This window comes from Paraburkholderia sp. GAS199 (assembly GCF_050436585.1).
Lineage (GTDB): Bacteria > Pseudomonadota > Gammaproteobacteria > Burkholderiales > Burkholderiaceae > Paraburkholderia.
Window position 1 is genome coordinate 564,346 of the sequence record NZ_JBNDMM010000002.1, and the last position, 26,350, is coordinate 590,695.

The window sequence follows — 26,350 nt, forward strand, 5'->3', positions numbered from 1 at the left end:
GAATCAGTCTCCTAACGGTTGTCGATCGCCGCCGCCGCGATGCGTGTCGAGCGCGTGTTTCATGCGGCGCAGCAATTCGCGGCTCTCGTCGCCCTGACTGACCGCGAGTTCGGTGACGAGCACATCGAGCGCCATCATCATCGCGTAGCGCGACGACGACGGCTTGTAAATGAAATCGGTTTCGAAGGCGACGATCGGGATCACCCAATCGGCCAGTCGCGCCAGCGGCGACGCGGGCGCGGTTAGTGCGATCATCGTGGCGCCGTAACTGCGCGCGATCTTGCAGTTCTCGACCATCTCGGGCACGCGGCCCGTGGTGGACAGCGCGATCACCACGCAGTCGCGCGACACGGTACTCGCCACCATGCGCTGCAGCAGGCCGTCCTGGTACGTCGCGACGGGCCTGCCGAGGCGCACCAGACGAAAGCGCATTTCGTCGGCGAGCGCGGTCGACCCGCCGCCCATGCCGAACACGTAGATCATCTGCGCGCCGCGCAATGCCGAGGCGGCTTCGCTCAGCGGCGCCTGACGCAACAACTGATGGTTGTGCGCCAATGCGGTCTGCAACTCGTCGAATACACGCGTGGCAATCGGCTCGGGCGCATCGGGCGCGCCGCCCGGTTGCAGGAAACGCTGACCGACCGCCGCCGCCTGTGCGAGACGCAGCTTCAGTTCGCGCACGTCGCGACAGCCCACCGCTTTGGCAAAGCGCGTGACCGTGGCGACGCTCACACCGGCCTGCTGCGCGAGCGCGCCGATGCTGGCACGCGACGCGCCGGTCAGATCGTCGAGGATCAATGCGGCGACCTTGCGTTCGGCCGATCGCAACTCGGGCGCGCATTCGGCGATGCGCGCGACGATGTCGAAAGCAAGCGGTTCGGCGGTCGAGTTCACGGGATAGGCGGTGTGGGGTCACGTCACACGGAGCTTGCAATCAGCTTCCGGCAAGCCGTGGTACTAAATAACATTTCTCCATCCATCGTACTTTCGGTAACATGATAAAGTCAACTTTGATTCAATTTAACTGGACGATGGAGCAGGGAGACATGAAAGTTACAAACTATCAGGGCGCAACGATTGATCCTTATAGCAAGGGCTTGGGCATGGTTCCGGGCGCCAGCATCCAACTCACGGACGCACCGCGCCTGGAGTGGAATCTGCTGAACGAAGACGTCAGCCTGCCGGCCGCCGTGCTCTATGCGGATCGCGTGGAACACAATCTGAAGTGGATGCAGGCGTTTGTCGCGGAATACGACGTGAAGCTGGCACCGCACGGCAAAACCACCATGGCGCCGCAACTGTTTCGCCGTCAGCTGGACACCGGCGCGTGGGGCATCACGCTCGCCACCGCACATCAGGTGCGCGCGGCGCATCACGGCGGCGTCATGCGGGTCTTGATGGCTAACCAGTTGGTCGGCCGTCACAACATGATGATGATCGCCGAGTTGCTGAGCGATCACGATTTCGAATTCTTCTGTCTGGTCGATTCGGTCGACGGCGTCGAGCAGCTCGGCGAGTTCTTCAAGTCGGTCAACAAGCCGCTGCAAGTGCTGCTCGAACTCGGCGTGCCGGGTGGCCGCACCGGCGTGCGCGACGCGGCACAGCGCGAGGCCGTCCTCGCAGCGATCGCCCGCTACCCGGACACGTTGAAGCTCGCGGGCGTGGAACTGTACGAAGGCGTGCTGAAAGAAGAACACGAGGTACGCGAGTTCCTGCAAAGCGCGGTGGCCGTGACGCGCGAACTCGTCGAAGCAGGCCGCTTTGCGCGCACGCCGGCGGTTCTGTCAGGCGCGGGCTCGGCCTGGTACGACGTGGTCGCCGAAGAGTTTTCGAAAGCGTCGGAGTCGGGCAAGGTCGAAGTGGTGCTGCGTCCCGGCTGCTATCTGACGCACGACGTCGGCGTTTATCGCAAGGCGCAGACGGACATTTTCGCGCGCAATCCGGTGGCGAAGGAAATGGGCGAAGGCCTGCTGCCGGCGCTGCAATTGTGGGCCTACGTGCAGTCCATTCCTGAACCGGACCGCGCGATCATCGGCCTCGGCAAGCGCGATTCCGCGTTCGACGCGGGCATGCCGGAACCGGCGCGCCACTACCGTCCGGGCAGCGAAGCGCCACGCGATATCGCGGCGAGCGAAGGTTGGGAGATTTTCGGTTTGATGGATCAGCACGCGTATCTGCGGATTCCCGCCGGTGCCGATCTGAAAGTGGGCGACATGATCGCGTTCGACATCTCGCATCCGTGTCTGACGTTCGACAAGTGGCGTCAGGTGCTGGTGGTCGATCCGTCGTATCGCGTCACCGAAGTCATCGAAACGTTCTTCTGATTCTTAGGCACTGGCTCAGGCTTCACGCCTCGTACCAGTCAGGCGCTTCGCCGCGCGGCGAAGCGCGTCACGAACCCGATGCAATGTCTGCGGCCGCCGACGCGGCGTGAGCCGTTGCGGCCACCTCGCCGATGCGTGCTTCGAGCAGCTTCAACGCGCCCGACAGCGCGTTGAGCGCTTCGTCGGGCAACGGCTCCATGGCGTCGCGCAGAAACTGATTGCGGCGCGGCAGGCTCTCTTCCGTTGCCGCACGCCCTGCTTCCGTCAGACGCACATTCGTCACGCGGTTATCACGCGTGTCCATGCTGCGCGCAATCCAGCCCAACCCTTCCAGCGTTTTCAATTGCCGCGTGAGCGCGCCTGGATCGACGCGCAAGCGCTCGACCAAGCGCTTCTGCGACGACTCGCCGTTCTGGTCGTGCAGCGCCAGCAGAATGCGCCAACGCGGCAACGGATGGCCGACGTGCGCCTCGAACGCCGACATGAACGCACGATAAGTGCGCCCGAATTGCTGCATGACGGCGACGCGATCCTGTTGTTCCATGATGATCTTTTAACGCTTCAGTAAAACGATGAATCTGACGATCAGTCGGCGTGAATCACCGGCTCGATCTTGCGCAGAAGCTTGATCGGCGGCACACGGCGGCATTGCCACACCGACACCACGGCGATGATCGCCGCGAGTGCGAGGCCGAGGTGAATGGCTGCGACGAGCGACTCGCGCGCGCTTTCCAGCAGCATCGCACCATTGTGACCGGCGTGCGTCAACGCGCCGAGCAAGCTGTCCTGCGCGTCGCGATTGATCAGGATTTGCGGGTCGCCGAGATCGCTGAACCATTGCGACGCGTGATCGTTGGCGAGCGCGCCGCGCACGCCGCTCGCGTACATGTGACTGATGAGCGTGCCGGTGATCGCGGTGCCGATCATGCCGCCGATCATCCGCAACGATTGCAGCAGAGCCGTCGCAATGCCGAGATGCTCGCGGCCGGCGGTTTGCTGCGCGAAGATGGTCAGGTTCGGCATCACGAAACCGAGACCGAGGCCGCCCAGCACCATGAAGAACATCAGCATCCATTGCGGCATGGCGCGCGTGGCCACGACCACGCCGAGGCACGACAGCGCCACCAGCGCGAAGCCGACGTAAAGCATCAGATTCGGATTACGCACGCGCGTGACGATCCGGCCGTTCGCGATGCTGCCAAACGTGATGAACACGACCAGCGGCGTAATGACGATCCCCGCGTCTTTCGGCGACATGCCGAAGCCGCCCTGGAACAGCAAAGGCGCGTAGAACAGCAGCGAAAACATCGTGAAGCCACCGAGCACGGCCAGCGTGAAGAGCGCGGCCAGACTGCGATTGCGGAACATGTCGATCGGCAGGATGGCGGTTGGGCAACGCTTTTCCCATTGCCATAGCGCGTAGGCGCACGCGGCGCTCAGCGCGAGCAGTCCCACTGCGCTCAGCGTCACGCCGTGCTTCGGCAGCAGTTCCACGAACAGTTGCAGCGAGCCGAGCGCCACCGCGATCAGCAAGGCGCCGGGCCAGTCGAGCCGCATCTTGCCTTCGTGCTCCACGTGTCGCAGATGCGGCAGAAAACGCCAGACGAAGAAAAGCGACACCAACCCGACCGGCAGATTCACGTAGAACACCGAACGCCAGCCGTAGTACTGCGTGAGAAAGCCGCCGAGCGACGGCCCGACCGCATTGGCGATGCCGAAGGCGGAACTCATCAACACCTGCCAGCGCAGACGCACGACCGAGTCGGGGAAGAGATCGGCGATGCAGGCGAACGCCGTGCCGACCAGCATGCCGCCGCCGATGCCCTGCAGACCGCGCGCGAGCACGAGAAACAGCATGTTGTTGGCCATGCCGCACAACACCGACGCCGCCGTGAACACGACGATCGACGCGATCACGAACGGTTTGCGTCCGTAGTAATCACCGAGGCGCCCGAAGATCGGCACCGTGATGACGGAAGTCAGCAGGTACGACGTGGCGACCCACGCGTAGAGTTCAAAACCTTTGAGTTCAGCGACGATGGTAGGCAACGCCGTGCCGACCACGGTCTGGTCGAGCGCGACCAGCATCGTGACGAAGGAGACGCCGAGCATCGCGAGCAGCGATTCACGGAAAGGTAAAACTTGCCCACTGGAGTGATGGGCGGCGGTATGGACAGCCATTTTTGATAGCGCAACAGTTGACTCGTCAAACAATAATGAATCATAGCACGACGTTGCGCTCTAAGCTGCAATGCATCGACACGGCGCAGATGTCGTAGTCGACGGAAAAATGCACACACATGACGCCAGGGAGGCACATGGAGCCGAGTCCGCTCGCAGCACAAGTTTTATCGAACGAAGACCTGATCGCGCTGCGGCGCGCGAAACACGAACTGGAAAGCCCAGCGCTTGCGATGAAGCTGGCGAGCATTGTCGGCGCGCCGCTCGAAAAGCTGCTGGCACGCATGCCGGCGTTCGCCAACGAGAAGGTCACGGATGCCACGGAGCTGGCGTTGCGCAAATGCCTGTCGATCGCGCTGCGCACGCTCGGCCGACAGGACGGCGCCTCGCCGCTGATCGTGCCCGACAAACCCAGCAACCTGCTGCACAAGTTCGCCGTCGCCACGACGGGCGCAGCAGGCGGTGCATTCGGCCTGTTCGCGCTGCCCGTCGAGTTGCCGGTCACGACCACCTTGATGTTCCGCTCGATCTGCGACATCGCGCGCAGCGAGGGCGAGGATCTGAGTTCGATCGACACGCAGTTGCAATGTCTGACCGTGCTCGGCATGGGCGGCACGTCGAAAACCGACGACGACGCCGACTTCGGCTACTTCATCATGCGCGGCGCGCTGGCTCAGGCGGTGTCGAAGGCGTCGTCGGAAATTGCGACGAAGGGCTTCACCGCGCACGGCTCAGCCGCCCTGCTGCGATTACTCAACACGATTGCCGGGCGTTTCTCGGTGCAGGTAAGCGAGCAGATCGCCGCCAAGTCGATCCCGGCGATCGGCGCCGTGCTGGGCGCGATGGTCAACACCGTCTTCATCGACCACTTCCAGCAGGTCGCGCACGGCCACTTCACCGTTCGCCGGCTGGAGCGGCAGTACGGCCAGCCGGCGGTCGAAGCGGCGTATCAGACGCTCGACATCGCGCTCGACGGCTGAGTCGCGGCGTGTTGCGGCGCGCTGGTCACACGCCGCACGAAGCTGGCCGCGCGATCGAGCGCCCGATTCGCCTCGGGAATGAACGGCGCGAACATCGGCCAGACGTGCGGCATCTTCTTCCACACCTCCAGCTCGCATTCGACACCGGCCGCGCGCGCTTTGTCGGCGACGCGCCGGGAGTCGTCGAGCAACACTTCCGTGCTGCCCGCGAGGATGAAAAGCGGCGGCAAACCGTGCAGGTCCGCGTAGACTGGCGACGCCAGCGGATGATCGGCAGGCGTTTCGCCTAGATAGAGTTTCGCGGCGAGCGCAATGGCCGGTCCGCTGAACATCGGATCGAGACCGTCGTTCGTGCGAATGCTCGCGCCGGTGGCGGCGAGGTCGGTCCATGGCGAGAACAGCAGGCATCCCGCCGGCAAAGGATCGCCTGCGTCGCGCAAGGCCAGCAGCGTCGCCAACGCGAGGCCGCCGCCCGCCGAGTCGCCCGCCACCACGATTTTTTGCGGCGCATAGCCGTCCGCAATCAGACGACGATAGGCCGCGACGGCGTCGTCGAGCGCAGCGGGAAAGCGATGCTCGGGAGCAAGGCGATAGTCGAGTGAAAAGATAGGCAGGCCGGCGCGGGTCGCCAGCGGAAACACGATCGAGCGATGCGTGCGTGGTGAGCAGAAGTAATAGCCGCCGCCGTGGCAATAAAGTACGACGGCGGCATCAGCGCCCGCACGAGCACCGCCGACCGGCTCGACCCACTCGCCGCGCAACGGCGTATCGGTGGCGCCGTACACTTCGCGCAACTGCCAGTCTTTCGGCACACGCGGCACCCAGGCGCGCTTCGCGGTCAGCGCGCGCGCCCTCTCGACGTTGATGCGCGGTTTGAGGGTTTCCGGCCGAAACTGCCTGCGCATGTACCAGCATGCGAGTGCACTTTGCCAACTCATCGGGACATGCTCCTCGGATAGTGTCCCGCAATGTTACGTGCGTTCGGCCGGACGCCGGTGGGCGACCGCTTCTAAACCGCTAGTTTGCCGGCATGACCTGACCGCGAATCTCGCCGGTCGGGTTTTGCGCCGTGTGCACGTTGAAGTACCATTGACCGGCCATGAGGTCCGTCACCTGTTGATCGGTCAATGCTGCCGATCCCTTGATCGGACTGGCGAGCGCGTTCTTATCGATCGGTACCTGCACTTTCGCGTTCTGCCCGACGGGCGCGGGTCCGTGGAAATGAGCCGCGGTCGCGGGACCGCTCAAGCCTTCATAACTCGCGGTCCATTGCAACGACTTGGTGGCCGTGTCGAACGTGGCGTTCAACATGCCGTGGCCGTGACTGACGCGCGGCGGCACTTCGCTCGACGGCTCGAGATCCGCCTTCAACGCCACCGTATCGGCAAAGGCGACACCCGACGCCAGGGCCCACAACACCACGGCAAGATTCAACTTTCGAAATGCAATCATGGTCTTCTCCGGACTTTGATGCGCCGCCGCACCGAAGATCGGCGACGCGCGGGGCAAACACATACTAGTGCAAATCCAGTTGTGCCGTTTGAGTCGCCGAACCCGTTGAACTGGCGGTGTCCGGCATGCGCGCTCAAGCGCTCGCAGTAACGAAAAAAGCACCGCGGGCGGTGCTCTTGTCGATATTTTCAAACAGTTAATTGCGCTTTTTGTAATGAATCTTTTGCCGTCGTCCGGGTATGCTTCCACCTGCGAGAAGTGACTCCTTCATCGAGGGATGTCTCCAAATCTTTAACGCGGCTTCGGCCGCGTTTTTTTTCGCCTGACGCTTATTCACGCGTGCCGTTGTTACGCGAGCAACGCGGCCTGCTCCTCGATACCGTCGAGCATCGCATTGCATTTTCGCGCGAGGAACATGCCCTCGATCCGCAAACGCTCAGGCGTTTTCTTGTCCATATCGCGACGGTAATCTTCCAGCGCTTTCAGCAAGGGCGGATATTGCAGCACGCTCGCTGCGCCCGCGACACGATGATGCCACTCGCGCAGGCGGGCCGCCTCCGGCTGATCCAGCAGCGGCGCCAATCCTTGCACGTCTTCCCGCACCGATGACACGAACGAGTCGAGCAACGCTTTCACCGTCGACTCGCTGCCCCAGAGTTGCGTCATATGACCCAGATCGACTGGTACGAACGGCTCGACAGCGCCGCCTGAATCCGCGCCGGCAGTTTCTTGCGTGCTGGACGCGCCGACCGTTTCGGCGGGCGCCGCCTGCCACGCGCTGTCGGCACCGAACCAGCGGCTGAGATAGTCGCGCAAGGTGGCAAGGCGGGTCGGTTTGACCAGGCTGTCGTCCATGCCCGCCTCGCGGCACAGGTTCAGGTCTTCGGGCGCCGTGTTCGCGGTGATGGCAAGAATCGGCAGCCGATGCGCGCCGCCCTGCTCGCGTTCGCGAATACGACGCGCGAGTTCATAGCCGGACAGGTTCGGCATATGACAATCCGTGATCAGGCATCCGTAACTCGTGCGTTCGAGCGCGGCTAGCGCTTCCAATCCGTCATTGGCGACGTCGCACGCGAAGCCGAGCAACGCGAGTTGATGGCGGATCAACTCCTGATTCACCGGATGATCTTCCGCAACGAGGATCAGGCGGCCGCTGGCGATCGCCCGCTCGCGGTCGGGCGGAACGGCTCCGTTGTCGGGGACGCGCGGCTTGCGGGACGCGCTCGGCACGACCGACGGCAATCCCGTCATGGCGGCCGCGCACGCCGCTCCAAGGCCGCGCCATGAAATAGGATTGACGCTGACGCGCACGACGTGATCCAGAATCCGATAACCGGTCGGCTTCGCCTTTTCGGTCAGGCAGATGATGCGCGACGCCGGTTTGACGCGGGAAGGCAACGTCGCGTCTTCCGCGACGAAGATCATGTCGGCGTCGGCGAACGTGGCGGGGTCGGCGAATTCGGGCGAGCCGGGCGGCACACTGCGCAGGTCGAGCCCGAGCGCCTGGCCGAAATGCATCAGCGCCCGACCGACCCGCACGTCCGCGGTCGATACGATGCCGCGCTTGCCAAGCAGGCCACTCACGGAATTGCGCTGCGATTCGACCGGCATGGAGAGTCGCACGGTCATGCGTGTGCCGACCTGCGGCTCGCTGTGCAACTGAAGCGTGCCGTTCATCAGATCGATCAGCTTGCGGCAAATCGTCAAGCCGAGACCGGTGCCGCCGAAACGGCGGGTAGTCGATGTCTCCGCCTGGACGAACGGCTCGAACAACCTTGCCTGCACCTCGGGCGCGATGCCGATGCCGGTGTCTTCGACCGTCATTTCGAGCACCTGCCCGTCCGCACTTTCCCCGACTAGCGCGACACGCACGTCGACCTCGCCCTGCGGCGTAAATTTGATGGCGTTGCCGAGCAGATTGAAAAGAATCTGGCGAAGGCGCACGCTATCGCCACGCAGCGTGGCCGCGACATTGGGCTCGATATCGACGCGCACCTTCAGCCCTTTCTCGTGAGCGCGCCCGGCCAATAGTCCCACCGCGTTGTCGACCAGTTCCCGGATGTCGATCGGCTCGGCTTCGATCGTCAGTCGCCCTGCTTCGATTTTCGAAAAATCGAGCAGGTCGTCCAGAATCTGCAGGAGTGCTCCGGCGGATTCGTGGATCATGCTCAGCATTTCGCCTTGATCCGCGTTGAGCGGCGTGCGTTCGAGCACCTCGACGAGGCCGAGCACTCCGTTCATCGGTGTGCGGATTTCGTGGCTCATCATGGCGAGGAAATCGTCTTTGGCACGCGAGGCCGCTTCCGCCTCGTCGCGCGCTCGCGCCAGCTCTTCCGAGCGCGCATGCTCGACGCTGGCGTCGACCCAATATCCGCTCCACACCACGCCGCCGTCGTTCTCGCGACGCGGAACCAGCTCCGCGCGCGTCCACCGACGGTCGCCGACGGTCTGATAGCGGAACTCCATGTGCACCGGCGACGCGCAACGAGCCGACCGGTCCAGCTCCGCCAGCACGAACGCGCGATCTTCCGCACACACTCGCCCGAAGTGGACTTCCTCACGCGCGGTCAACGACGCGCCGCTGTCGCCGAGCAAAGGCTGCGTGTCGCCGCCGACATAGGGGAACGAATAGATGCCGTCGGCGCTTCGGCGCAACTGAAACACCACCGCCGGCAACGAACGCGTGACGTCGAAGAGACGCCGTTCGGTCTCTCGCGCGCGCATTTCGGCGCGCCTTATGTCGGTGATATCGACCACCGTGGCAAGCACACAACTCGCTTTGCCGTCCGGGCCGTGACACACGCGATTCCAGAACAGGCCATGCCGGAGGTCGCCGGCGGTTCCCTGGAATTCGAGTTCGATCTCCGCCGGACCGCCGCTGTTCAGCATGTCCTGCGTCAAGTCGTGAAGCACCAGACTATTCGCGTCGCCCCACGCTCGCACCTTCCACGCCGAGCGCCCAATGATGGTCTGCCGGCTCAGCCCGCACGCCTCTTCATAAGCGCGATTGACGGCGATATAACGCCCTTCCAGATCGCGCGCGACGAGCGGATAGGGCACCATCTCCATCATGGTTTCCTGGAAATTCAGTTGAAGCGCGAGTTCACGCTCGGTCTGCTTGCGCAGTCTGACCTCGCGCTGCAGAAGAAGATAAGCACGCAACGTGACCAGCAGGACAATGCCGATCGCGATCAGCACGGGCAATAGACGTACAGCGGTGACGCTCCACGTGCCTGCGTCGGCCGCGCTGGCGGCGACCCATTTCTGACGGATACGCTGCTTTTCCGCTGCGGGCATGGCGATCAATGCCCGGTCGATCAGACCGGCAAGCGGCTCGAGATCGGCACGAACCGCAAAGCCCAAAGCGTCCGCGCCGCCGACCGTGCTCAAGATCTTGAGCGTACCGGCATAGCGCTGCTGCAGCAGGATATCGACGGCGGCGACGTTACCCACCAGCACGTCGGCCTGACCGCCTACGACCATTTTGAGCCCGTCGTCCAGACTCGCCGCGACGATCAGATGATCGGGCGGAATCTTCTCAAGCACGTGCGGAATCGAACCCGCGATATGCGATGAAATGACGATGCGCCTCGACGCGAAATCGCTAATGGCATGCGCGGCCGGTTCATCCTCGCGACCGACGATCACGAGCGGATAGCTTTCGTAGGCCTGGGTGTACCGCGCATTGTTCAGGCGCGAATCTTTATTCGACGACGTGGCGAGCAACGCGAGTTCGCCGCGCCGAAAGGATTCGATCGCGGCCGGCCAGTCGGTCGTGTGCGCGCGCGTGAATGTCACGCCGAGCGTGTGGCTCAGGTATTCCAGATATTCGGCGGCGATGCCCGCCGGATGGCCGGAGTCGTCGATGTAGCTAAACGGTGCCCAATGATTGTCGAAGCCGACTTGCAGCGGCGGCAGCGTTGCAAGCCAGGCCTGCTCCTGCGGCGTCAGCACGAGCCGGGACGATGCCACTTGCGTATTGAATCCACCTGAAAGCCAGCGCGCGCGAATCGCCGATATCTCGGCGGGACTCATCGAGGCAAGCGCCCGGTCGAGTTGGTCGCGCAATGCGCTTGCGTCGCGTGGAACCGCGAAGCGCAGTTCGGAAATGCGGCCGCTTTCCTCGAAGGCCACGTGCAGATCACGGAGGTTTTCGGCGTCGAGAATGTACTGAACCGCGGGAGTGAATCCGAAATACGCATCAGCCTCGTCTTGAGCCACGGCCTGAAGCGCCGCGCGCGTATTCACGAACGTCTTGATCTGCGCATGCGGAAACCGCTCGCGCAGCGAACGTTCTTGCGCGAAGCCCTGCTCGACCGCAATGCGAGCGCCGGCCAACTGATAGGCGAACTCGTATGGCTTGCCGTCACGCCGCGTGACCACGGACGCCGTGGCGCGCATATACGGCGCGCTAAAACTGAAGCAGCGCTCACGCCCCGGCATGCGGGCCACGCTCATCACCAGATCGACCTTGCCTGCGCACGCAGCGGCAAAAAGTTGTGCCACGTCTGGATACGGTTTCGCTTCGATCGTGACCTTCGGGCCGACCATCGCACGGAGATAGTCGGCACTCAACCCGGTCAGCCGACCATTCTGCAGCGACTCGAACGGCATCCAGCCATCGGCGAGCACGCCGACTGTCAGCGTAGCGGGAAACGCCTTTGTGATTTGCTGGGCCGACGCATTCGAAAAAGGCTGCGCCATAGCCGGCAAGCTCTGAACGAAAGACAGCGCAAGCGTCAGCAACAGCCATTGAATCAGACGCCGAAAGGCGAACCTGGAGATGAGACTGGATTGAAACTTCATGAGGGACATCCGCAAAGGGCAGCGATCACGCGACTTCGCATTGACCGTTGGCCGGCGCGGGACGGCGGCGCCGACACTTGCGACGCAGTACCGAGAACAGCACGCCGGCGAGTACGCCGCCGAGCATCGGCGCGGCCCAGAACAACCACAACTGGTCGAGTGCCCAATCGCCGACGAACAGCGCCTGGCCGGTCGAGCGAGCGGGATTGATCGAACCGTTGGTCACTGGAATCGACACGATGTAGACGAGCATCAGGCACGCGCCGATGAACAGCGGAGCGATCGGCCGCAGACGGCGCCGGCTGGCGGCCGTCAGGCTCGCCATTACGAACACGAACGACAGCACCACCTCGACGGCCAGCGCCGCATGCAGCTGGTAGTCGGCGGGAGAATGTTCGCCGAAGCCGTTGGCGGCAAATTCGCTGGCGGCCAATTCGAAGCCTGGACGACCGCTGGCCACGTAGGCCAGCAGCGCCGCCGCGACGATGGCGCCGAGAATCTGGGCGGCGATGTAGGGCACGAGGTCTCTGACCGGAAACCGATGCGCGACGGCGAATCCGACCGTCACCGCCGGATTGAAGTGGCCGCCGGAGATTCCGCCGAACACGAAGCCGCCCGTGGCAAGCGCCAGCCCGAATGCCAGCGACACTTCCAGCACGCCGTAACCCTGCTGGACCATGTTTGTATTCAACACGATGCTTCCGCACCCCACGAACACCAGCCACGCAGTTCCCACACCTTCGGCCAACAGTCGCTTCCCCAATGACACCATGCCAACTCCTCCATTCCTGCGCGTGTGTTTTTCTGAATCGACCTGATCTGCATGACGAAATAACTACGGTCGTGATGCGAAGATAAGAAGGCGAGCCCGAGTGATTTCCTGAGTATGGAATGGCAAAGTCACGCGACACATCGGAAGAGTCCTAAATTTATGGGATTGGATTCTCTTCCGGCCGAAGCTTGTCAAAGATCGTCAAGCCAGCCCGATTTGCCTGGCGTAGCCGATGAGGTCGTTTTCAGTTTCGAGTCCGAGCTTGCGCATCGCGCTGCGCTTCTGGGTGCTGATGGTTTTGCCGCTGCGCTGCAAACGCGCTGCGATTTCGTGGACGGCCAGACCCTGCACGTAAAGCTGGAAGACTTCCCATTCGCGCGCGCTCAATACGCCGGCGCGAGGTTGAGGCGGCGTGTCGGCGTCTTCGATCGCATAGCGCGCCTGATCCGACAGATAGACGCACCCGGCCATGGCGGCTTCGATGGCCTCGATCAGCGCGCTCGTGGTATCGCGCTTGTCGACGATGCCCGATACGCCGATATGCAGCAGGCCCGACAGCATGTGTGCGTGGGAGATCATGGTGAGGACGACAACGCAGGGATGCGGTCGCTCTCTCAGCAGGCGGCGCAGAAAAGACACGGCATTGCTGCCGCCATGGATGCCCGCCATGCCGATATCGGATACGACGACGTCGCAGGCGAAGTTGTCGAGCAATTCCGCCAGCGCTTGTGTGTCGGACGCCTCGCCGACAATCTGGATATGCGGTGCGCTTTGCAGCAGACGTGAAACGCCCACGCGAACGCAGACATGATCGTCCGCCACGATGACGCGGATTTTTTGTGTCATGTATTTGTTGTCTTATCGACTGACATTCCCTGCACGCGAGGTGCATCCCCGGGCAATGCCAGTTCATTTTCTATTCGTCGCGTCGTGGCCTGGACGCGACGTCTTGCCGACTCAGAGCCGGGTTTGCAAGCGTTCTTCGACCACCACGCCATGTTCGACAGCGAAGCGGAAAACCTCGGCGTCGCTATGCAAGGCCAGCTTGCGCATGGCCGTACATTTCTGCGCGCTGATCGTCTTGACGCTGCGCCCCAATCTGACGGCAATTTCCGTAACGCCGAAACCAGACGCATACAGGGTGAACACTTCGAGTTCGCGGCGCGACAGAATTTCACGCACGAACTCCAGCCGCCGCGCCACTGCCGCGTTGTCGATGAGCAAACGCACGGCCGGCCCGAGATAACGCTCGCGAGCCAGCACGGTGATGATGGCGACGTGGATCAGATCGATGCGGTCACGCTTGCTGACCAGTCCGTCCACGCCAAGAGAAATGACTCTTTGCAGCGCAGTGGGTTCGGTTTCCATGGTGAGTATGACGAGTGGAACACCGGGGTAGCGCGCCTTGAATTGCCTGACGGTTTCGAGCCCGTCGTTGCAAAAATCTCCCGGCATGTAGAGATCCATGAGAACGAGGTCGCATGGTGTGCAGTCGACTTCCTTGAACAACTCCGTGGAGTTGGTGGCGCGTCCGACAACCTGCATGTTCGGATAACCCGTCATGAGATTTTCGATGGCCAGCAAAACAAGCGGATGATCGTCCGCAATAATGGCTCGAACGGGTGTACCTGTTTCAGCGGTATCGTTCAACGTTTTTCTCCACCCTACCTAGACTTCCCGTTGCTCTTCGTGGAGCAACTGGCCCTGCCGGAATAATTAAACATTTCTCCGCGAATAAAAATCAGATGGCTCCGAAATAAAAATTCGCGCCGCATAAATATTCATTAGTTATGCGACACAATTTATAAAATCCCCATTGCTCTGACGTAGGTGAACAGTCCCGGATCGTTGGCGACGCCGAGCGCAGCCATCGCTTCGCGCTTCTTGCGGCTCACGGTACGGCGATGGCAATCCATGGCCTCGGCGATCTCGCTGATCGATTCACCGTGGACGAAACGCCGTATCACTTCGGCCTGTCGTCTGGACAGTCGCGGCGAAGGCTCAGCGTCGGCCGATGCGCTCGTTTCGTCGCGTTGACGCGCGAGCAATTCGACGAGCGAACGTCCCACATAAGTCTCACCACGCCCGCTCGCCTCGATGGCACGCCAGAGCTCACTCATGGATTCCATTTTGCTCAATGCACTGATCGCACAATCCGACACGAGCGTGCGGAGAATCGCTGCATTCGTTAGCGCAGTCATCACGATGATGCGCACGAGTGGCCACTCATTCTGGATTCGCCTGACGAGGTCCAGGCCGTCTTCCGCGCTATTGGAAACCTCGGGCATCGCAAGGTCGGTGACGAGTACATCGCACGAGACACATCGCAACATTTGGATTAAAGCAGCAGGCGTCGACGCCTCGCCGACAATCCGAATATCCGGACGTGTTTCGAGCGCAGCACGCACGCCAAGCAAAACGAACGGATGATCGTCCGCCAGAATGACCCGAAGTTTCACGACGACTTCTCCCGATTTTTATTGATGTGTTCATTCCAGACGTCAGAAAAATTCCTGCTAAAAAAACATCTGACGGACGCCGCGGTAATGACCTCATTGCCGGATACATGAACACGAAGGGCGGCCATGAAAACATCGCTTTAAAGAGGCGAGTATCGGAACCTTCCGAATGCAGACTAGAAACAGATAGCGCAATACGCCTCGATCAAAAAATCGGCGAATTAATATGCAACGCAAATATTTACGCGCGTCTATCTGGCTGGCTGAATGCAAAAAAGGCGGAGACCTCCAATCGGAAATCTCCGCCTGTCAGACGACGTTGCAACAAAAATCAGTCCATGCGCCACGCACTGGACATATATATTCAGGTTGCGCGGCGTGCACGGCTCGCCATCGTGCCAACCGGCCGCACCGCGCGAGGGAACACCGGCAGCGCGATCAGCGCACACACACTCGTCACCGCCCAGACTGTCGGCCAGGCGCCGATTGATAAGAGCAGCGGAATCGCCAACGGTGTCAGAAAGAGCATGAGAAAGACGCAGGTGTTGCCGATCGCGAGCGCTGTGCCGGCGCGACTCGTCCCGGCAAGCGTCGCCAGTTCCGTGAACGCGACGCCGTGCCACGCGGACCCACATACCCCGCCGAGCACGATCAGCGGCATGAACAGCGTGGCCATCGTCGCATGGTGATTCAGACTCGTGATGCCGGTCATCAGTGCGAGCACGGCGAACAGCACGGAGGTGAGCAAACTGCAAACGCGCATGTACGTTCTGCGGTTGCCGCGCCGGTCGGTCCAGCCGCCGCTCCAGACCCGCGCGATGGCCGCGCCGGTCTGCACCGCCGCCATCGTCGCGCTGATCGCGAAGACACCGGCATGGCCGAAGTCGTGCAAAAAGACCGTGCCGAACGTCACCACCGCCACTTGCGGCACGCACAACGCGCCGGCGCCAAGCGCCACCCGCCAGATGCTTGCATCTCGCAGCGGCGAGACCTTGCGCGGCAAGGCTGCGGCGGCGGCTGCCCTGCTCCCCGGTCCGGTTTCGGCAACACCCGCCTGCGCGCTGCCCGACGGCGTCGGTTCGTGCAACCACCGCCACGCAAACGCCGCCGTGACGGCACACGCTAGCGCCAACGCGCCGTAGGCGCTCGCAAAGCCGAAATGCGAAGCAAGCGCCGGTAACGCCAGCGCACCGAGCCCGCCGCCCGCCGGCACCGCCGTCTGACGGATGCTCATCGCGAGGCCGCGTTCGCCCTCGCGAAACCAGGACATGACGGCACGGCCGCTCGATCCATTGACGCTGCCGCCCAGCAAACCGACCAGCAACAGGCCGAGCGCGAGCGTGGTCATGGCCGGAACGTGGCCGCCGGACGGCGCCACGAACAGCGCGAGCCCCGCCAGCGCCGCGGCCGTCGACAGCAGCCCGAGCAGCAGAACGCGGCGGTCGCCCCAGCGGTCGGTCAGCAAACCCCACGGCAACTCGCTGACGGCAATCCCGAGGCCGAGCATGGCGAGCACGAGACCAAGGCCATCGTTGCCGAGGTGATAGCCCGAGCGCAGAAAGACAGCGGTCGTCGGGATGCCGGAGAACGCGGCCGAGAAACTGGCGTTGGCCGCGAAGCCGACACCCAGCACTTTCCACCTGTGGCTCGCCGCACGCACGCGTACGGCCTGATTCGACGCTATCGACGCGCTTTCCATGACACCCCCTGCAATGAACGAAGTGGAGGTATCCTACGGCTGGGACAACCATCGGAAAAGCCGGAAATTTAGATCATTTCCATCGGATAAAACGAATCATGAGCCAACGTGGATTCGACCTCACCCAACTGAGAACCTTCGTCGCCGTCGCCGAATCGGGCAGTGTGTCGGCGGGGGCGGAGCGGGTTTTCCTGTCGCAGTCGTCGGTGAGCGAGCAACTGAAGAAACTCGAAGAGCGCGCCGGGCAGCCGCTCTTCGTGCGCAGCAAACAAGGCGTCACGGCGACACCGGCCGGCAGCCGTTTGCTGGATCATGCGCGGCGCATCATCGCGATGAGCGAAGCGGCCTTCGAAGACCTGCAGGGCCGTTCGCTTGACGGCGAATTGCGCATCGCGATCACCGACTACTATCGGCCGCACGACATCGCGCGCATCCTGAAGACATTTTCGGAGCAGCATCCGCGGCTCAAGCTTCATGTCACCGTACTGCCGAGCGCCGTGATCGACAGCAACGCGGGCGACGACGCCTCCTTCGACATCGGTCTCTCGCTCAGACTCGTGACCGGGAACGTGCGCGCCGGCACCCGCCGCGGCAGTCCACAGAGCACGGTCGTGCGTCGCGAGAAACTGCTGTGGGTCAGCGCGGCGGATGCCAGTCCGCGCCCTGCCTCGCCGTATTCGCTTGTCTTGCTGCCGTCGAGCTGTCAGCTGCAGCGTTTCGTCGTCAAGCTGCTCGACGAAAACAAGGTGCCGTATCTGGTGTCGCATTCGGCGTCCGGCGTCGCCGGCCTGCAACTGGCCTTGAAAGCCGGTCTCGGCATTTCCTGCCTGAACGAGTCGTCGATCGGCGGAGGCGTGGTGGCCTGCCCGCCGGGTATCGGACTGCCGACCTTGCCCGCAGTCGAGTTTCATCTGTTACCGGGACGGCTTGGCGAAAGCGAGCGCGTCAGCAACGCGCGCACGGCGCTGATGCAACTCTTCCGCTAGAACCCGACCGCAGACGCCGCTGCGTAGCGCGCGCGTTCTAGCAGGTTCGTTGCGGCGCGAAACAAACGCCGCGACGTGTTCAGTTTGCGCGAAATCAAGCGAACCCAACAATTCGCAACCGCAATATTGAAAGCGGCTTTTGCGCCGTCTATGATGCCTAGGTGAGTTGCAGTTCAGTCGCTCCGGTTCCGGTTGACGCACCGGGCAAATTCCTGCAACCTCTAAATACTGCTAAACGTATCTCACACGTATAAGGCGGCGCGTCGAGCGTCAGCCACCGCAGCCCGAAAGCCGCCGTCCACCGGTGCATTCAGGCCGATCGTTGTTTATTAAAGCAATCGCATCGCCGTATCCATTTGTCCTCACGCGTTACCCGATAAGTCCTTTTCGATTCGCTGTTTTCGCAGTTGTTATAAGAGAAAAAACTGGCACGGTTGTCATGCATCGGTCACCGAAATGCATGAGAGATAAATAGAGAAAAATCACGTTCCCCAACGAGGCTTCGCGTGCATCGTAGAACTATCGGATTTTCGATCCTATTGGTGCTTGACGTCCTGTGCCATGGCGCGGCGTTTGCGGCCGGCGCTGCAACGGCGCCTATGCCGTCGGCCATGGACGAACGCGTGCGCGCCTGCACGTCGTGCCACGGCGTGCAAGGTCAGGGGCTGAACAACGATTACTTTCCGCGCATCGCAGGCAAACCGGCCGACTATCTCTTCAACCAGTTGACCGCATTCCGCGACGGCGGCCGAACCTATCCCCCGATGGGCTATCTGCTCGCCTTCCTGCCGGACGACTACCTGCGCAAGATCAGCCAGTACTTCGCCGACCTGCAACCGCCCTATCCGAACGCCGACCAGAGCAACGTCGCGCCGTCGGTGCTCGCCGCCGGCGAACGGCTCGTCACGCAAGGCGACCCGGCTCGCAAGATTCCCGCGTGCATCGCCTGTCACGGCGCGCGCATGACCGGCACGCAACCCGGTATTCCGGGGCTGCTGGGTCTGCACGCGAGTTACATCGCCGGACAGATGGGCACGTGGCGCTCCGGCACCCGTCACGCGCTGGCGCCGGACTGTATGCATTCGATCGCCGTCAAGCTGACTGACCGGGACATCACGGCCGTATCGAGCTGGCTCGCGCGGCAACCGCGCCCGGCCGATCCACGGCCGGCGCCCACGTTGGCCGGGCCGCTGCCTCTCGCCTGCGGGAGCCAACCGCAATGAAGCCGATCCTGCGTTCCCTCCGCGGCGTTTCGCGCATCATGACAGCCAGACGCGGCGTCGCTCGCGGCATCACACTCGCGCTGGCGAGCGGCGCATGCGCCCTCGTTCTGTTCACCACGGCTTCGCTCGGCCCGAACGCGCTGCCGCGCGTCAACGAAGCGCGCGCCGCCGGAACAAGCGCTGCCAATATGACCGACGCGGCCGACACCCGTCCCGACATCGTCAAGCGCGGCGAATATCTGGCGCGCGCCGGCGACTGCGTGGCGTGTCATACGGCACCGCGCGGCAAGCTGTTCGGCGGCGGCCTTGCCATGGAAACGCCGTTCGGCACGCTGTATTCGCCCAATATCACGCCGGACGCCCAATACGGCATCGGCACGTGGAGCGAAGAAGCCTTCTTCCAGATGATGCGCACGGGCCGCACGCCCGACGGCAAGCTGCTCTATCCGGCCATGCCTATTGCGCAATACACCAAAGTCACGCGCGAAGACTCGAACGCGATCTTCGCGTACCTGAAAACCGTGCCGCCGGTGCGCGAGCCGAACCACAAACACACGCTGCGTTTCCCGTTCAATCAGCGCAAGTTGCTGTATGGCTGGCGCACGCTGTATTTCCGTGAAGGCGAATTCAAGCCCGACCCGACCAAATCGGTCGAGTGGAACCGCGGGGCGTATCTGGTGGAAGGACTCGGCCATTGCACCATGTGCCACACCAAGATCAACATGCTCGGCGGTTCGTCGCAGAGCGAGCAGTTTGCGGGCGGCCTGATTCCCGTGCAGAACTGGTATGCGCCGTCGCTCACCTCGGACAAAGACGGCGGCCTCGGCGACTGGAGCGTCAAGGATATCGTCGACCTGCTGCAGGCCGGCATCTCCGATCGCGGCGCCGTGTACGGACCGATGGCCGAGGTCACGTATCACAGCCTGCAATACATGACCGACGACGACGTGCGGGCCATGGCCGCCTATCTGAAGACGCTGCCCGACAATCGCGGCCGCAAGTCGGGGCCATCGGCGCCGACAAATAACAACGTGTTCGCGCTCGGCGAAAAGATTTACGCCGACAAGTGCGCGCTCTGCCACGGCGCCAAAGGCGAAGGCCAGTTGCAGCATTACCCGCCGCTCGCCGGCAACCAGTCGATCGAAATGGACTCGGCCGTCAATCCCATCCGTATCGTGCTGAACGGCGGTTTTCCGCCCGGCACGATGCGCAATCCGGAGCCCTACGGCATGCCGCCGTTCGGTCAGGAACTGAACGATACCGACGCTGCCGCCGTCGTCACGTATATCCGCACGGCGTGGGGCAATCACGGCCAGCCGGTGACGTCGCGCGAAGTCAACGAGTTGCGCAAAGCGCCGCTGCATTGAACCTGAATCGCTGCACGGGAGAGTCTTTTGATGGAAGCGAACGATACCCACGGCGCGCCGCCGCCGACGGATGAGGAAGTCGAGCGCGTGGTCGCGGCTGGTCCGCACGGCGCGATCGCCGTGGCGGGCGTCGCGACGCTGATCGTCATGGCGATCTGGTTCGGCTTCTACTTCGTCGTGTTCCTGCCGCGCGGCGTCATTCACTAATCATGTCGACCGACTCCAATCACTCCCCCGGCAGCGGCCACGAGGTCGCGCTGCGCGCCGAAAAACGCTGGGCGATTTTCGCGACCGGCCTCATCGTGCTGATGCTGGTCGTGATCGTCTTCTCGGGACTGCATTGGGCGATGATGCCGCCTTCGCGTGTCGAGACGATCGATCCTTCGCGCCTGCAACTGTCGGGCGAATTCGTCGAAGACAATCTCGGCACGGCGGTGGAAGCGGACGGCTCGGTGGTCGTGCGCTTCATCGCGCAGCAGTATTCGTTCACGCCGCAATGTCTGCTGGTGCCCGCCGACACGCCGATCACGATTCGCACCACCAGCGCCGATGTCGTGCACGGATTGCTCGTGACCGACACCAACATCAACACGATGGTCGTGCCCGGCTACGTCTCCACGCTCAACACACGCTTCGACAAGGCCGCCGAGCACACCATGCCGTGTCACGAGTTCTGCGGCTACGGCCACCAGGCCATGTGGGCGCACGTCAAGGTGATCGACAAAACCGCGTTCTTCGAGCAGGCCCGACAATCACGGAGGCTCAGCTGTGTTTCACGCTAAGCGACTCGTTCTCGCGCATTTCTGGCTCGCCTTCATTGCCTTTCTGATCGCATTGCTACTCGGCGCCTGGCAGATGCTGGTGCGTAGCCCGCTGCTGCCGTGGGTCGGCGATCCCGAGCTCTACTATCGGTCCGTGACCGCGCACGGCTCGGTGATGGCGTACGTCATGCCCACGCTGGTGTCGATGGGCTTCGGCTACGCGATCGTCGAACTGGCGCTCGGGCAGCGGCTCGCCGGTCTCAAATGGGCGTGGGCCGCGTTCATCATGCTGGCGGTCGGCGCTGTAATGGCCATGGTGCCCGTCGCGCTCGGCAAAGCCTCCGTGCTCTACACCTTCTACCCGCCGATGATCGGCAGTCCGTTCTATTACCTCGGCGTGGTGCTGGTCGTGGTCGGCTCGTGGATCTGGGTCGCGCTGATGCACGTCAATCTGCGCATCTGGAAGCGCGCCAATCCCGGCAAGCCCATCCCGCTCGCGATGTTCGCGAATGTTGCCGGCGCGTATCTGTGGGCATGGACGGCCGTGGGCGCCGCGCTCGAAATCCTCTTCCAGATTCTGCCCGTCGCGTTCGGCCTCACCAACACGATCGACGCCGGTCTGTCGCGCATCCTGTTTTCGTGGACGCTGCACGCCATCGTCTACTTCTGGCTGATTCCGGCCTACATCGCGTATTACACGCTGGTGCCGCGGGCAATCGGCGGACGGCTCTACAGCGATTCGATGGCGCGCGTGTCGTTCATCCTGTTCCTCGTTTTCGCGATGCCGATCGGCATTCACCATCTGTTCGCCGACCCGCAGGTCGGTTCCGGCTTCAAGTTCCTGCACGCCGTGTTCACCGGCATGGTGTCCGTGCCGACGCTGCTGACCGTATTCACCATCTGCGCCTCCGTGGAGATCGCCGGACGTTTGCGCGGCGGCAAGGGCGCCTTCGGCTGGCTCACCGCATTGCCGTGGCAGAACCCGATGATGCTGGTCATCGCGTTCTCGTTCGTGATGCTGGGGTTCGGCGGCGCGGGCGGTCTCATCAACATGAGCTATCAGTTGAACTCGACGGTTCACAACACGCAGTGGGTCACCGGACACTTCCACCTGATCTTCGGCGGCGCGATCGTCATCATGTATTTCGCGATTGCCTACGAACTGTGGCCGCAACTGACCGGCCGCGCGATCGCTTCGGTGAAACTGGTGCGCACGCAACTCTGGCTGTGGTTCATCGGCATGATGGTGGTGACCTTGCCATGGCACTACGTCGGCCTGCTCGGTGCGCCGCGCCGCATGGCCTTCTACGATTACCACGCACTCGGTTTGGAATCGCAGGCGTTCTGGGTGGGCATGTCGGCAATCGGCGGACTGATTCTCGTCGTGTCCGGCGTGTTGTTCGTGTACATCCTCGCGAAGTCGCAATTCGGACCGATCGTGCAGCAACAGGGCTTCCGTTTCGCGAGCGCGGTGCATCCCGTCGAGCACGTGCCGGTCGCGCTCAACAGCTTCGGCTTGTGGGTCGCGCTGATGATCGGGTTGACCGTCGTCAACTACAGCGTGCCGATCGTCCAGTTGCTCAAACTGCCGCAGACCTCCGTACCGGCGGTCGCCGTTGGAGCGCAGCGATGAACCAGGAACCTCTTTTCAGTTTGCGTAATCCGTGGTTCGTGTTGAGCGTGGGCGGCACGATTGCCATCGCGGTCGTCTCGATACTGATCGGTTTCATCTGGCTGCCGTCGGCGAACAGCAGCTTCAGCGAGCGAGGTTTGTGGGCGACGATCTGCAGCGCGGCAGGCGCACCGTCGAGCTGGTACGGCGGCGGCAATATTGCCGGCCCGGCACCGAGCGAAGTGGTCGTTTTGCCGCCCTTGCGCCGGACGCACGCCGACGCCGATTCGATCGGCCGCGGCGCCACGATCGCGACTCAGAATTGTTCGATGTGCCATGGCGTGCTCGGCACGGTTCAGGTAACGGCACCCGCGTTGGCCGGCCAGTATGCCGATGTGATCTACAAGGAGTTGCGCGATTATCAGAACGGCGTACGGCAGAACGCCGTGATGCAGGCGATCATCGGAGCGCGCAGCGACCAGGATTTGCATGATCTCGCCGTGTACTACGCATCGTTGCCGCGCGCGCCGGCCGCTGAAGTTCTGCCGACGGGCACCGCACCGGATGCCAATGCGGTGAAGCTCGCGATGCAGGGCGATCCGCAACGGAATATCGCGCCATGCGCGGCGTGCCACGGGCAGCTCGATCGCAAGGGGGCTGCGCCCTGGCTGGGCGGCCAGTCATCGATTTATCTCGCTGCGCAATTGCGGGCGTTTGCTTCGGGTGCGCGGCGCAACGATATCAATGAACAGATGCGGAATGTGGCGAGGCAGATGACGCCGGAGGAGATGGATAGTTTGGGGAGATATTATGCTGGGATGAAGTGATGGTTGACTCGTGTTGCTAACACGCGAGGCCACCTAACCTCCAGCTGACTTTGCAGCGTACTTCAGTTCGCGAATGACATTTTATGGCTCGCCCACCAGCGGGCCATTTTCTATGGCTACGGATCGGAACGTTCACGCTCCACGTCCTTTCGTTACACACTCACACCCTGCCGGACAGTATCTCGCGCCGCATCAAATTCGTCTTCCATAGCAGCTCCAATCTGCGAGTCGTCGACCGTGTTATGGACGACGAAATCGCGATCGGATGCTCGCTTCAATTGCAGACGGTCACTTGCAAAGTTCACATCTTCAGCCATGCTCACCCGGGAATTTTCCGGCGCAACGATTCATATCGATGCATCTCCAAAGCTCCAAATTCAGCAGGTTTGTGAAGATGCGTCACTCGGCTGGCGTTTTCCGAGTTTTCCTATTGGAGCGCCCAATCGGGCCATGCAGTGTCGAAATGATTACGATTTTCTAACGACACACTGCAAAGTGGGAGAGGTATGAATTTACAAAAACGATCGTTCGGGCCGACAAGATTGTTGGCCCATTTGATTGCTGCATTCATGTTGCTGCTTGTCGTGTTTGGCGCGAACGCCGAAAGTGGGGACGGCGTTTGCGCTCCGCTTTATGTGAGGTCGGGAGCGGTTCAGGGGACCTCTTCCTGCTACGCAACCGCATGGGGCAACACTCCAATCAATTTGGGCAATCACTACTGCGTCAACGAACCCGTAAGAATTAAACGTTGGTGCGGAACGCCACCAAACAGTTTGCCGGAGAAAACCTGTCCGATTGCGGACCCAATTCATGCAAGCTCTGGGGCGACCACGCTTAGCGAAACCGATTTCGCCAGTGGCGATGACACGCCAATGTTCTTCAGACGCACCTATCGAGCGAGGCCGCTTGCCAGACCCGATGCCGGTCTTGGCTCGCTGTGGTTTCACAACTGGCAACGGCAGTTGAATGTCTCTAATGCAAACAGCGGCTTGCCACAGATTATCGCTTACCGTGAAAACGGCGATCCTGTCACGTTCAATCGACCGGGTAGCACATGGCGCGCTGCAGATGGTGAACCTCTGTCGCTGGTGCAAACGTCATCTTCGTGGTTAGTTACCGATCTGCTCAGCAACACCACCGAATCGTATTCCACCGCGGGATTGCTGCTTTCGGTAAGCACGCAGGAAGGCGTAACAACCACTCTCAGCTATAGCGATTCAAGTACCCCGCAGGATATTGCCCCCTCGCCTGGGTTGCTGACTTCAATAAATCGGCATGCCGTCAACACGAACCCGTACTTCGATCTCACGATCACGTTGACTTACGATTCGCAATGGCGAATCACTCAGATGACAGATCCTACTGGCGGAGTCACGCGTTACGGCTACGACGGTTACGATAATCTGATTTCCGTGACATGGCCGGACGGAAATGTGCGGCGATACGTCTACGACGACTCCCATTTCACCAGCGCGCTCACAGGTGTAATCGATGAAAAGGGTTCTCGGATTGCAACCTGGACGTATGACGCCAGCGGCCGCGCAATTGCAGTCACTCATCCCGACACCGCTCGCAACGTGCAGATGGCGTACGACGCCTCTTCTACGACCATTAACAATAGCCAGCGAACCACTACGCTGAATTTCTTATCGATTGCCGGGCAGCAACGACCAGTCGGTACCAGCGCAGGATCGGCGAAGACGTGGGATGCGGGCGGAAACCTGCTCGCGAGCAGAGCGGCAAACGGCACTGCGATGGAATATACCTACGACGATCTTGCGCGCCCTACAAGCGTCGTCCAGCGTGGTTCAACTGGTACTGCCAAGATTTCGATCCAATACGCCAACGGCTCAAGCGCGCGACCGTCGATGGTCGCTTCGGCAGGATGGATTCGAGCATACGTCTACGACGAAAATGGCAACCTGACTGGTTTGAGTGAAGGGCCGACTGATGACGCGACCGGCGCGAACGGTTTTGATGCACATCTGACGGGCTCGTGGCGTACATGGGGAATGGTGTACGACGGGTCGAACCAGGTCAATTTCATCCAGCAGAAACAGGGCGATGTTCCGACTGGAGCATGGGGAATAACGCACGATGGCACCGGCAATCTACGGTCGATTATCGACCGAATGGGCGGCAACACCTATCTGGTTAGCACTCGCGACAAGGCCCATAGGGCGAACATAATCCAGGGACCCGGGTTTCTCGCTAACCCCGCCTACGACGCGAGAGGACGACTAAGTACCTTCTGGTACAACGAGTCGGCCAGCGCGGCCAACGGCAACGTGACGCGCTTGCTGAAGGTAACGTACACCTATTCTGCCGATGGCAGGATCGCCTCCCGAGACGGCACGGTGTCCACAAACATGGGAGCGGATACAGCGATCAGTAGTGACGAGACTGATCAATGGTTGGATAACTACGAAAACAGAGTTTTCCCGGCTGGACCACCCATCAACTCAGCCAACTCTTTAAAGGCACCGAGATTTATTCAGGAAGCAGGCCTTGAACCGGTCTGCGTCGAATGTTGGATTCCCCCCGTCCGGACGACAATCACCGGCATCTTGCTTATCAAGCCGTATTTCGTAAAAGATACGAAAAGCTGTGATGTTGAGCCCTCGTTAGTTCAGACAGTCATCGAAGCCAAGATTGCAAAGCAGATGAAAAAGCGAGGATGGACGGAAAAGGACGTCGAGGACACAATTGACAATCCCGCACGAACAACAAAAACGCGTGACACGAGAAATCTCGAAGACGGCAGTGGGCGGCGCGATGATCCGGCTACTGCCTATGTCCGAGAAGACGGTTCTTATGTCGTGCGCAACGACGTCGATGGCACGATCGTTCAGGTCTCTAATCGAAATGATCCAAACTGGCAAAACCCATTTTGAGTGAACA

21 protein-coding genes are annotated in these 26,350 nt (G+C 61.8%); 10 read left to right on the top strand and 11 right to left on the bottom strand.

Annotated features, from left to right (window positions below):
• Positions 1 to 3: 3 nt before the first annotated feature.
• Positions 4 to 894, bottom strand: coding sequence for a MurR/RpiR family transcriptional regulator (locus P3T18_RS08570; RefSeq protein WP_429299488.1), 891 nt, complete (start codon positions 892 to 894; stop codon positions 4 to 6).
• A gap of 152 nt (positions 895 to 1,046) precedes the next feature.
• Between P3T18_RS08570 and P3T18_RS08575 the strand changes: the two genes are divergently transcribed.
• Positions 1,047 to 2,324, top strand: coding sequence for an amino acid deaminase (locus tag P3T18_RS08575; protein WP_429299489.1), 1,278 nt, complete (start codon positions 1,047 to 1,049; stop codon positions 2,322 to 2,324).
• Positions 2,325 to 2,391: 67 nt separating this feature from the next.
• Here P3T18_RS08575 and P3T18_RS08580 read toward each other — a convergent pair whose 3' ends face one another.
• Both P3T18_RS08580 and P3T18_RS08585 read right to left on the bottom strand, forming a co-directional pair.
• Positions 2,392 to 2,868 (bottom strand): MarR family winged helix-turn-helix transcriptional regulator, encoded by a 477-nt coding sequence (locus P3T18_RS08580; RefSeq protein ID WP_429299490.1) that lies wholly within the window; start codon positions 2,866 to 2,868, stop codon positions 2,392 to 2,394.
• 41 nt (positions 2,869 to 2,909) lie between these two features.
• Positions 2,910 to 4,505, bottom strand: a complete 1,596-nt coding sequence (locus tag P3T18_RS08585) for an MDR family MFS transporter (protein WP_429299491.1) — start codon at positions 4,503 to 4,505, stop codon at positions 2,910 to 2,912.
• 137 nt (positions 4,506 to 4,642) lie between these two features.
• Between P3T18_RS08585 and P3T18_RS08590 the strand changes: the two genes are divergently transcribed.
• Positions 4,643 to 5,485, top strand: coding sequence for an EcsC family protein (locus P3T18_RS08590; protein ID WP_429299492.1), 843 nt, complete (start codon positions 4,643 to 4,645; stop codon positions 5,483 to 5,485).
• Here the strand turns inward: P3T18_RS08590 and P3T18_RS08595 are convergent.
• The 8 genes from P3T18_RS08595 to P3T18_RS08630 form a co-directional block, all read right to left on the bottom strand.
• Positions 5,455 to 6,423, bottom strand: coding sequence for an alpha/beta hydrolase (locus tag P3T18_RS08595; protein WP_429299493.1), 969 nt, complete (start codon positions 6,421 to 6,423; stop codon positions 5,455 to 5,457). The genes P3T18_RS08590 and P3T18_RS08595 overlap by 31 nt on opposite strands.
• Positions 6,424 to 6,502: 79 nt before the next feature.
• Entirely contained in the window at positions 6,503 to 6,937 is a 435-nt protein-coding gene (locus tag P3T18_RS08600) for a CHRD domain-containing protein (protein ID WP_429299494.1), read from the bottom strand.
• 348 nt (positions 6,938 to 7,285) lie between these two features.
• Positions 7,286 to 11,743, bottom strand: a complete 4,458-nt coding sequence (locus tag P3T18_RS08605) for a transporter substrate-binding domain-containing protein (RefSeq protein ID WP_429299495.1) — start codon at positions 11,741 to 11,743, stop codon at positions 7,286 to 7,288.
• 25 nt (positions 11,744 to 11,768) lie between these two features.
• The gene (aqpZ, locus tag P3T18_RS08610; RefSeq protein WP_429299496.1) at positions 11,769 to 12,515 is read right to left on the bottom strand and encodes an aquaporin Z; all 747 of its coding nucleotides are present in this window, start codon (positions 12,513 to 12,515) and stop codon (positions 11,769 to 11,771) included.
• 201 nt (positions 12,516 to 12,716) lie between these two features.
• Positions 12,717 to 13,361 carry a response regulator gene (locus tag P3T18_RS08615; RefSeq protein ID WP_429299497.1) on the bottom strand — a complete coding sequence of 215 codons (645 nt, stop codon included), beginning with the start codon at positions 13,359 to 13,361 and terminating at the stop codon, positions 12,717 to 12,719.
• Positions 13,362 to 13,472: 111 nt separating this feature from the next.
• Positions 13,473 to 14,165, bottom strand: a complete 693-nt coding sequence (locus P3T18_RS08620) for a response regulator (protein WP_429299498.1) — start codon at positions 14,163 to 14,165, stop codon at positions 13,473 to 13,475.
• Positions 14,166 to 14,317: 152 nt separating this feature from the next.
• Complete coding sequence (locus P3T18_RS08625) at positions 14,318 to 14,974, bottom strand: response regulator (RefSeq protein ID WP_429299499.1); 657 nt, start codon at positions 14,972 to 14,974, stop codon at positions 14,318 to 14,320.
• Positions 14,975 to 15,338: 364 nt separating this feature from the next.
• Positions 15,339 to 16,673 (bottom strand): MFS transporter, encoded by a 1,335-nt coding sequence (locus P3T18_RS08630; protein ID WP_429299500.1) that lies wholly within the window; start codon positions 16,671 to 16,673, stop codon positions 15,339 to 15,341.
• Between the two features lie 98 nt (positions 16,674 to 16,771).
• Between P3T18_RS08630 and P3T18_RS08635 the strand changes: the two genes are divergently transcribed.
• The 8 genes from P3T18_RS08635 to P3T18_RS08670 all read left to right on the top strand — a co-directional run bounded on the left by P3T18_RS08635 (position 16,772) and on the right by P3T18_RS08670 (position 26,343).
• The gene (locus P3T18_RS08635) at positions 16,772 to 17,659 is read left to right on the top strand and encodes a LysR family transcriptional regulator (RefSeq protein WP_429299501.1); all 888 of its coding nucleotides are present in this window, start codon (positions 16,772 to 16,774) and stop codon (positions 17,657 to 17,659) included.
• 506 nt (positions 17,660 to 18,165) lie between these two features.
• On the top strand, positions 18,166 to 18,882 hold the full coding sequence (locus P3T18_RS08640) for a c-type cytochrome (protein ID WP_429299502.1): 717 nt from the start codon (positions 18,166 to 18,168) through the stop codon (positions 18,880 to 18,882).
• Positions 18,879 to 20,249 carry a c-type cytochrome gene (locus tag P3T18_RS08645; protein WP_429299503.1) on the top strand — a complete coding sequence of 457 codons (1,371 nt, stop codon included), beginning with the start codon at positions 18,879 to 18,881 and terminating at the stop codon, positions 20,247 to 20,249. Before P3T18_RS08640 ends, P3T18_RS08645 begins: the two co-directional genes overlap by 4 nt.
• Before the next feature lie 30 nt (positions 20,250 to 20,279).
• Positions 20,280 to 20,456 (top strand): hypothetical protein, encoded by a 177-nt coding sequence (locus P3T18_RS08650; RefSeq protein ID WP_429299504.1) that lies wholly within the window; start codon positions 20,280 to 20,282, stop codon positions 20,454 to 20,456.
• Positions 20,457 to 20,458: 2 nt separating this feature from the next.
• Positions 20,459 to 21,031, top strand: coding sequence for a cytochrome C oxidase subunit II (locus P3T18_RS08655; RefSeq protein WP_429299505.1), 573 nt, complete (start codon positions 20,459 to 20,461; stop codon positions 21,029 to 21,031).
• Positions 21,018 to 22,643 carry a b(o/a)3-type cytochrome-c oxidase subunit 1 gene (locus P3T18_RS08660; protein WP_429299506.1) on the top strand — a complete coding sequence of 542 codons (1,626 nt, stop codon included), beginning with the start codon at positions 21,018 to 21,020 and terminating at the stop codon, positions 22,641 to 22,643. The genes P3T18_RS08655 and P3T18_RS08660 overlap by 14 nt, the downstream gene beginning before the upstream one ends.
• Complete coding sequence (locus P3T18_RS08665) at positions 22,640 to 23,449, top strand: c-type cytochrome (protein WP_429299507.1); 810 nt, start codon at positions 22,640 to 22,642, stop codon at positions 23,447 to 23,449. The genes P3T18_RS08660 and P3T18_RS08665 overlap by 4 nt, the downstream gene beginning before the upstream one ends.
• A 506-nt stretch (positions 23,450 to 23,955) precedes the next feature.
• Positions 23,956 to 26,343 carry a colicin E5-related ribonuclease gene (locus P3T18_RS08670; RefSeq protein ID WP_429299508.1) on the top strand — a complete coding sequence of 796 codons (2,388 nt, stop codon included), beginning with the start codon at positions 23,956 to 23,958 and terminating at the stop codon, positions 26,341 to 26,343.
• Positions 26,344 to 26,350: the final 7 nt, after the last annotated feature.

What these genes read in the sequence shown, in the direction of transcription:
- aqpZ (WP_429299496.1), bottom strand. Translation starts at nt 12,515, where the DNA reads ATGGTGTCATTGGGGAAGCGACTGTTGGCCGAAGGTGTGGGAACTGCG.
- P3T18_RS08585 (WP_429299491.1), bottom strand. Translation starts at nt 4,505, where the DNA reads ATGGCTGTCCATACCGCCGCCCATCACTCCAGTGGGCAAGTTTTACCT.
- P3T18_RS08655 (WP_429299505.1), top strand. Translation starts at nt 20,459, where the DNA reads ATGTCGACCGACTCCAATCACTCCCCCGGCAGCGGCCACGAGGTCGCG.
- P3T18_RS08630 (WP_429299500.1), bottom strand. Translation starts at nt 16,673, where the DNA reads ATGGAAAGCGCGTCGATAGCGTCGAATCAGGCCGTACGCGTGCGTGCG.
- P3T18_RS08650 (WP_429299504.1), top strand. Translation starts at nt 20,280, where the DNA reads ATGGAAGCGAACGATACCCACGGCGCGCCGCCGCCGACGGATGAGGAA.
- P3T18_RS08605 (WP_429299495.1), bottom strand. Translation starts at nt 11,743, where the DNA reads ATGAAGTTTCAATCCAGTCTCATCTCCAGGTTCGCCTTTCGGCGTCTG.
- P3T18_RS08615 (WP_429299497.1), bottom strand. Translation starts at nt 13,361, where the DNA reads ATGACACAAAAAATCCGCGTCATCGTGGCGGACGATCATGTCTGCGTT.
- P3T18_RS08645 (WP_429299503.1), top strand. Translation starts at nt 18,879, where the DNA reads ATGAAGCCGATCCTGCGTTCCCTCCGCGGCGTTTCGCGCATCATGACA.
- P3T18_RS08590 (WP_429299492.1), top strand. Translation starts at nt 4,643, where the DNA reads ATGGAGCCGAGTCCGCTCGCAGCACAAGTTTTATCGAACGAAGACCTG.
- P3T18_RS08670 (WP_429299508.1), top strand. Translation starts at nt 23,956, where the DNA reads ATGAATTTACAAAAACGATCGTTCGGGCCGACAAGATTGTTGGCCCAT.
- P3T18_RS08575 (WP_429299489.1), top strand. Translation starts at nt 1,047, where the DNA reads ATGAAAGTTACAAACTATCAGGGCGCAACGATTGATCCTTATAGCAAG.
- P3T18_RS08600 (WP_429299494.1), bottom strand. Translation starts at nt 6,937, where the DNA reads ATGATTGCATTTCGAAAGTTGAATCTTGCCGTGGTGTTGTGGGCCCTG.
- P3T18_RS08595 (WP_429299493.1), bottom strand. Translation starts at nt 6,423, where the DNA reads ATGAGTTGGCAAAGTGCACTCGCATGCTGGTACATGCGCAGGCAGTTT.
- P3T18_RS08665 (WP_429299507.1), top strand. Translation starts at nt 22,640, where the DNA reads ATGAACCAGGAACCTCTTTTCAGTTTGCGTAATCCGTGGTTCGTGTTG.
- P3T18_RS08635 (WP_429299501.1), top strand. Translation starts at nt 16,772, where the DNA reads ATGAGCCAACGTGGATTCGACCTCACCCAACTGAGAACCTTCGTCGCC.
- P3T18_RS08580 (WP_429299490.1), bottom strand. Translation starts at nt 2,868, where the DNA reads ATGGAACAACAGGATCGCGTCGCCGTCATGCAGCAATTCGGGCGCACT.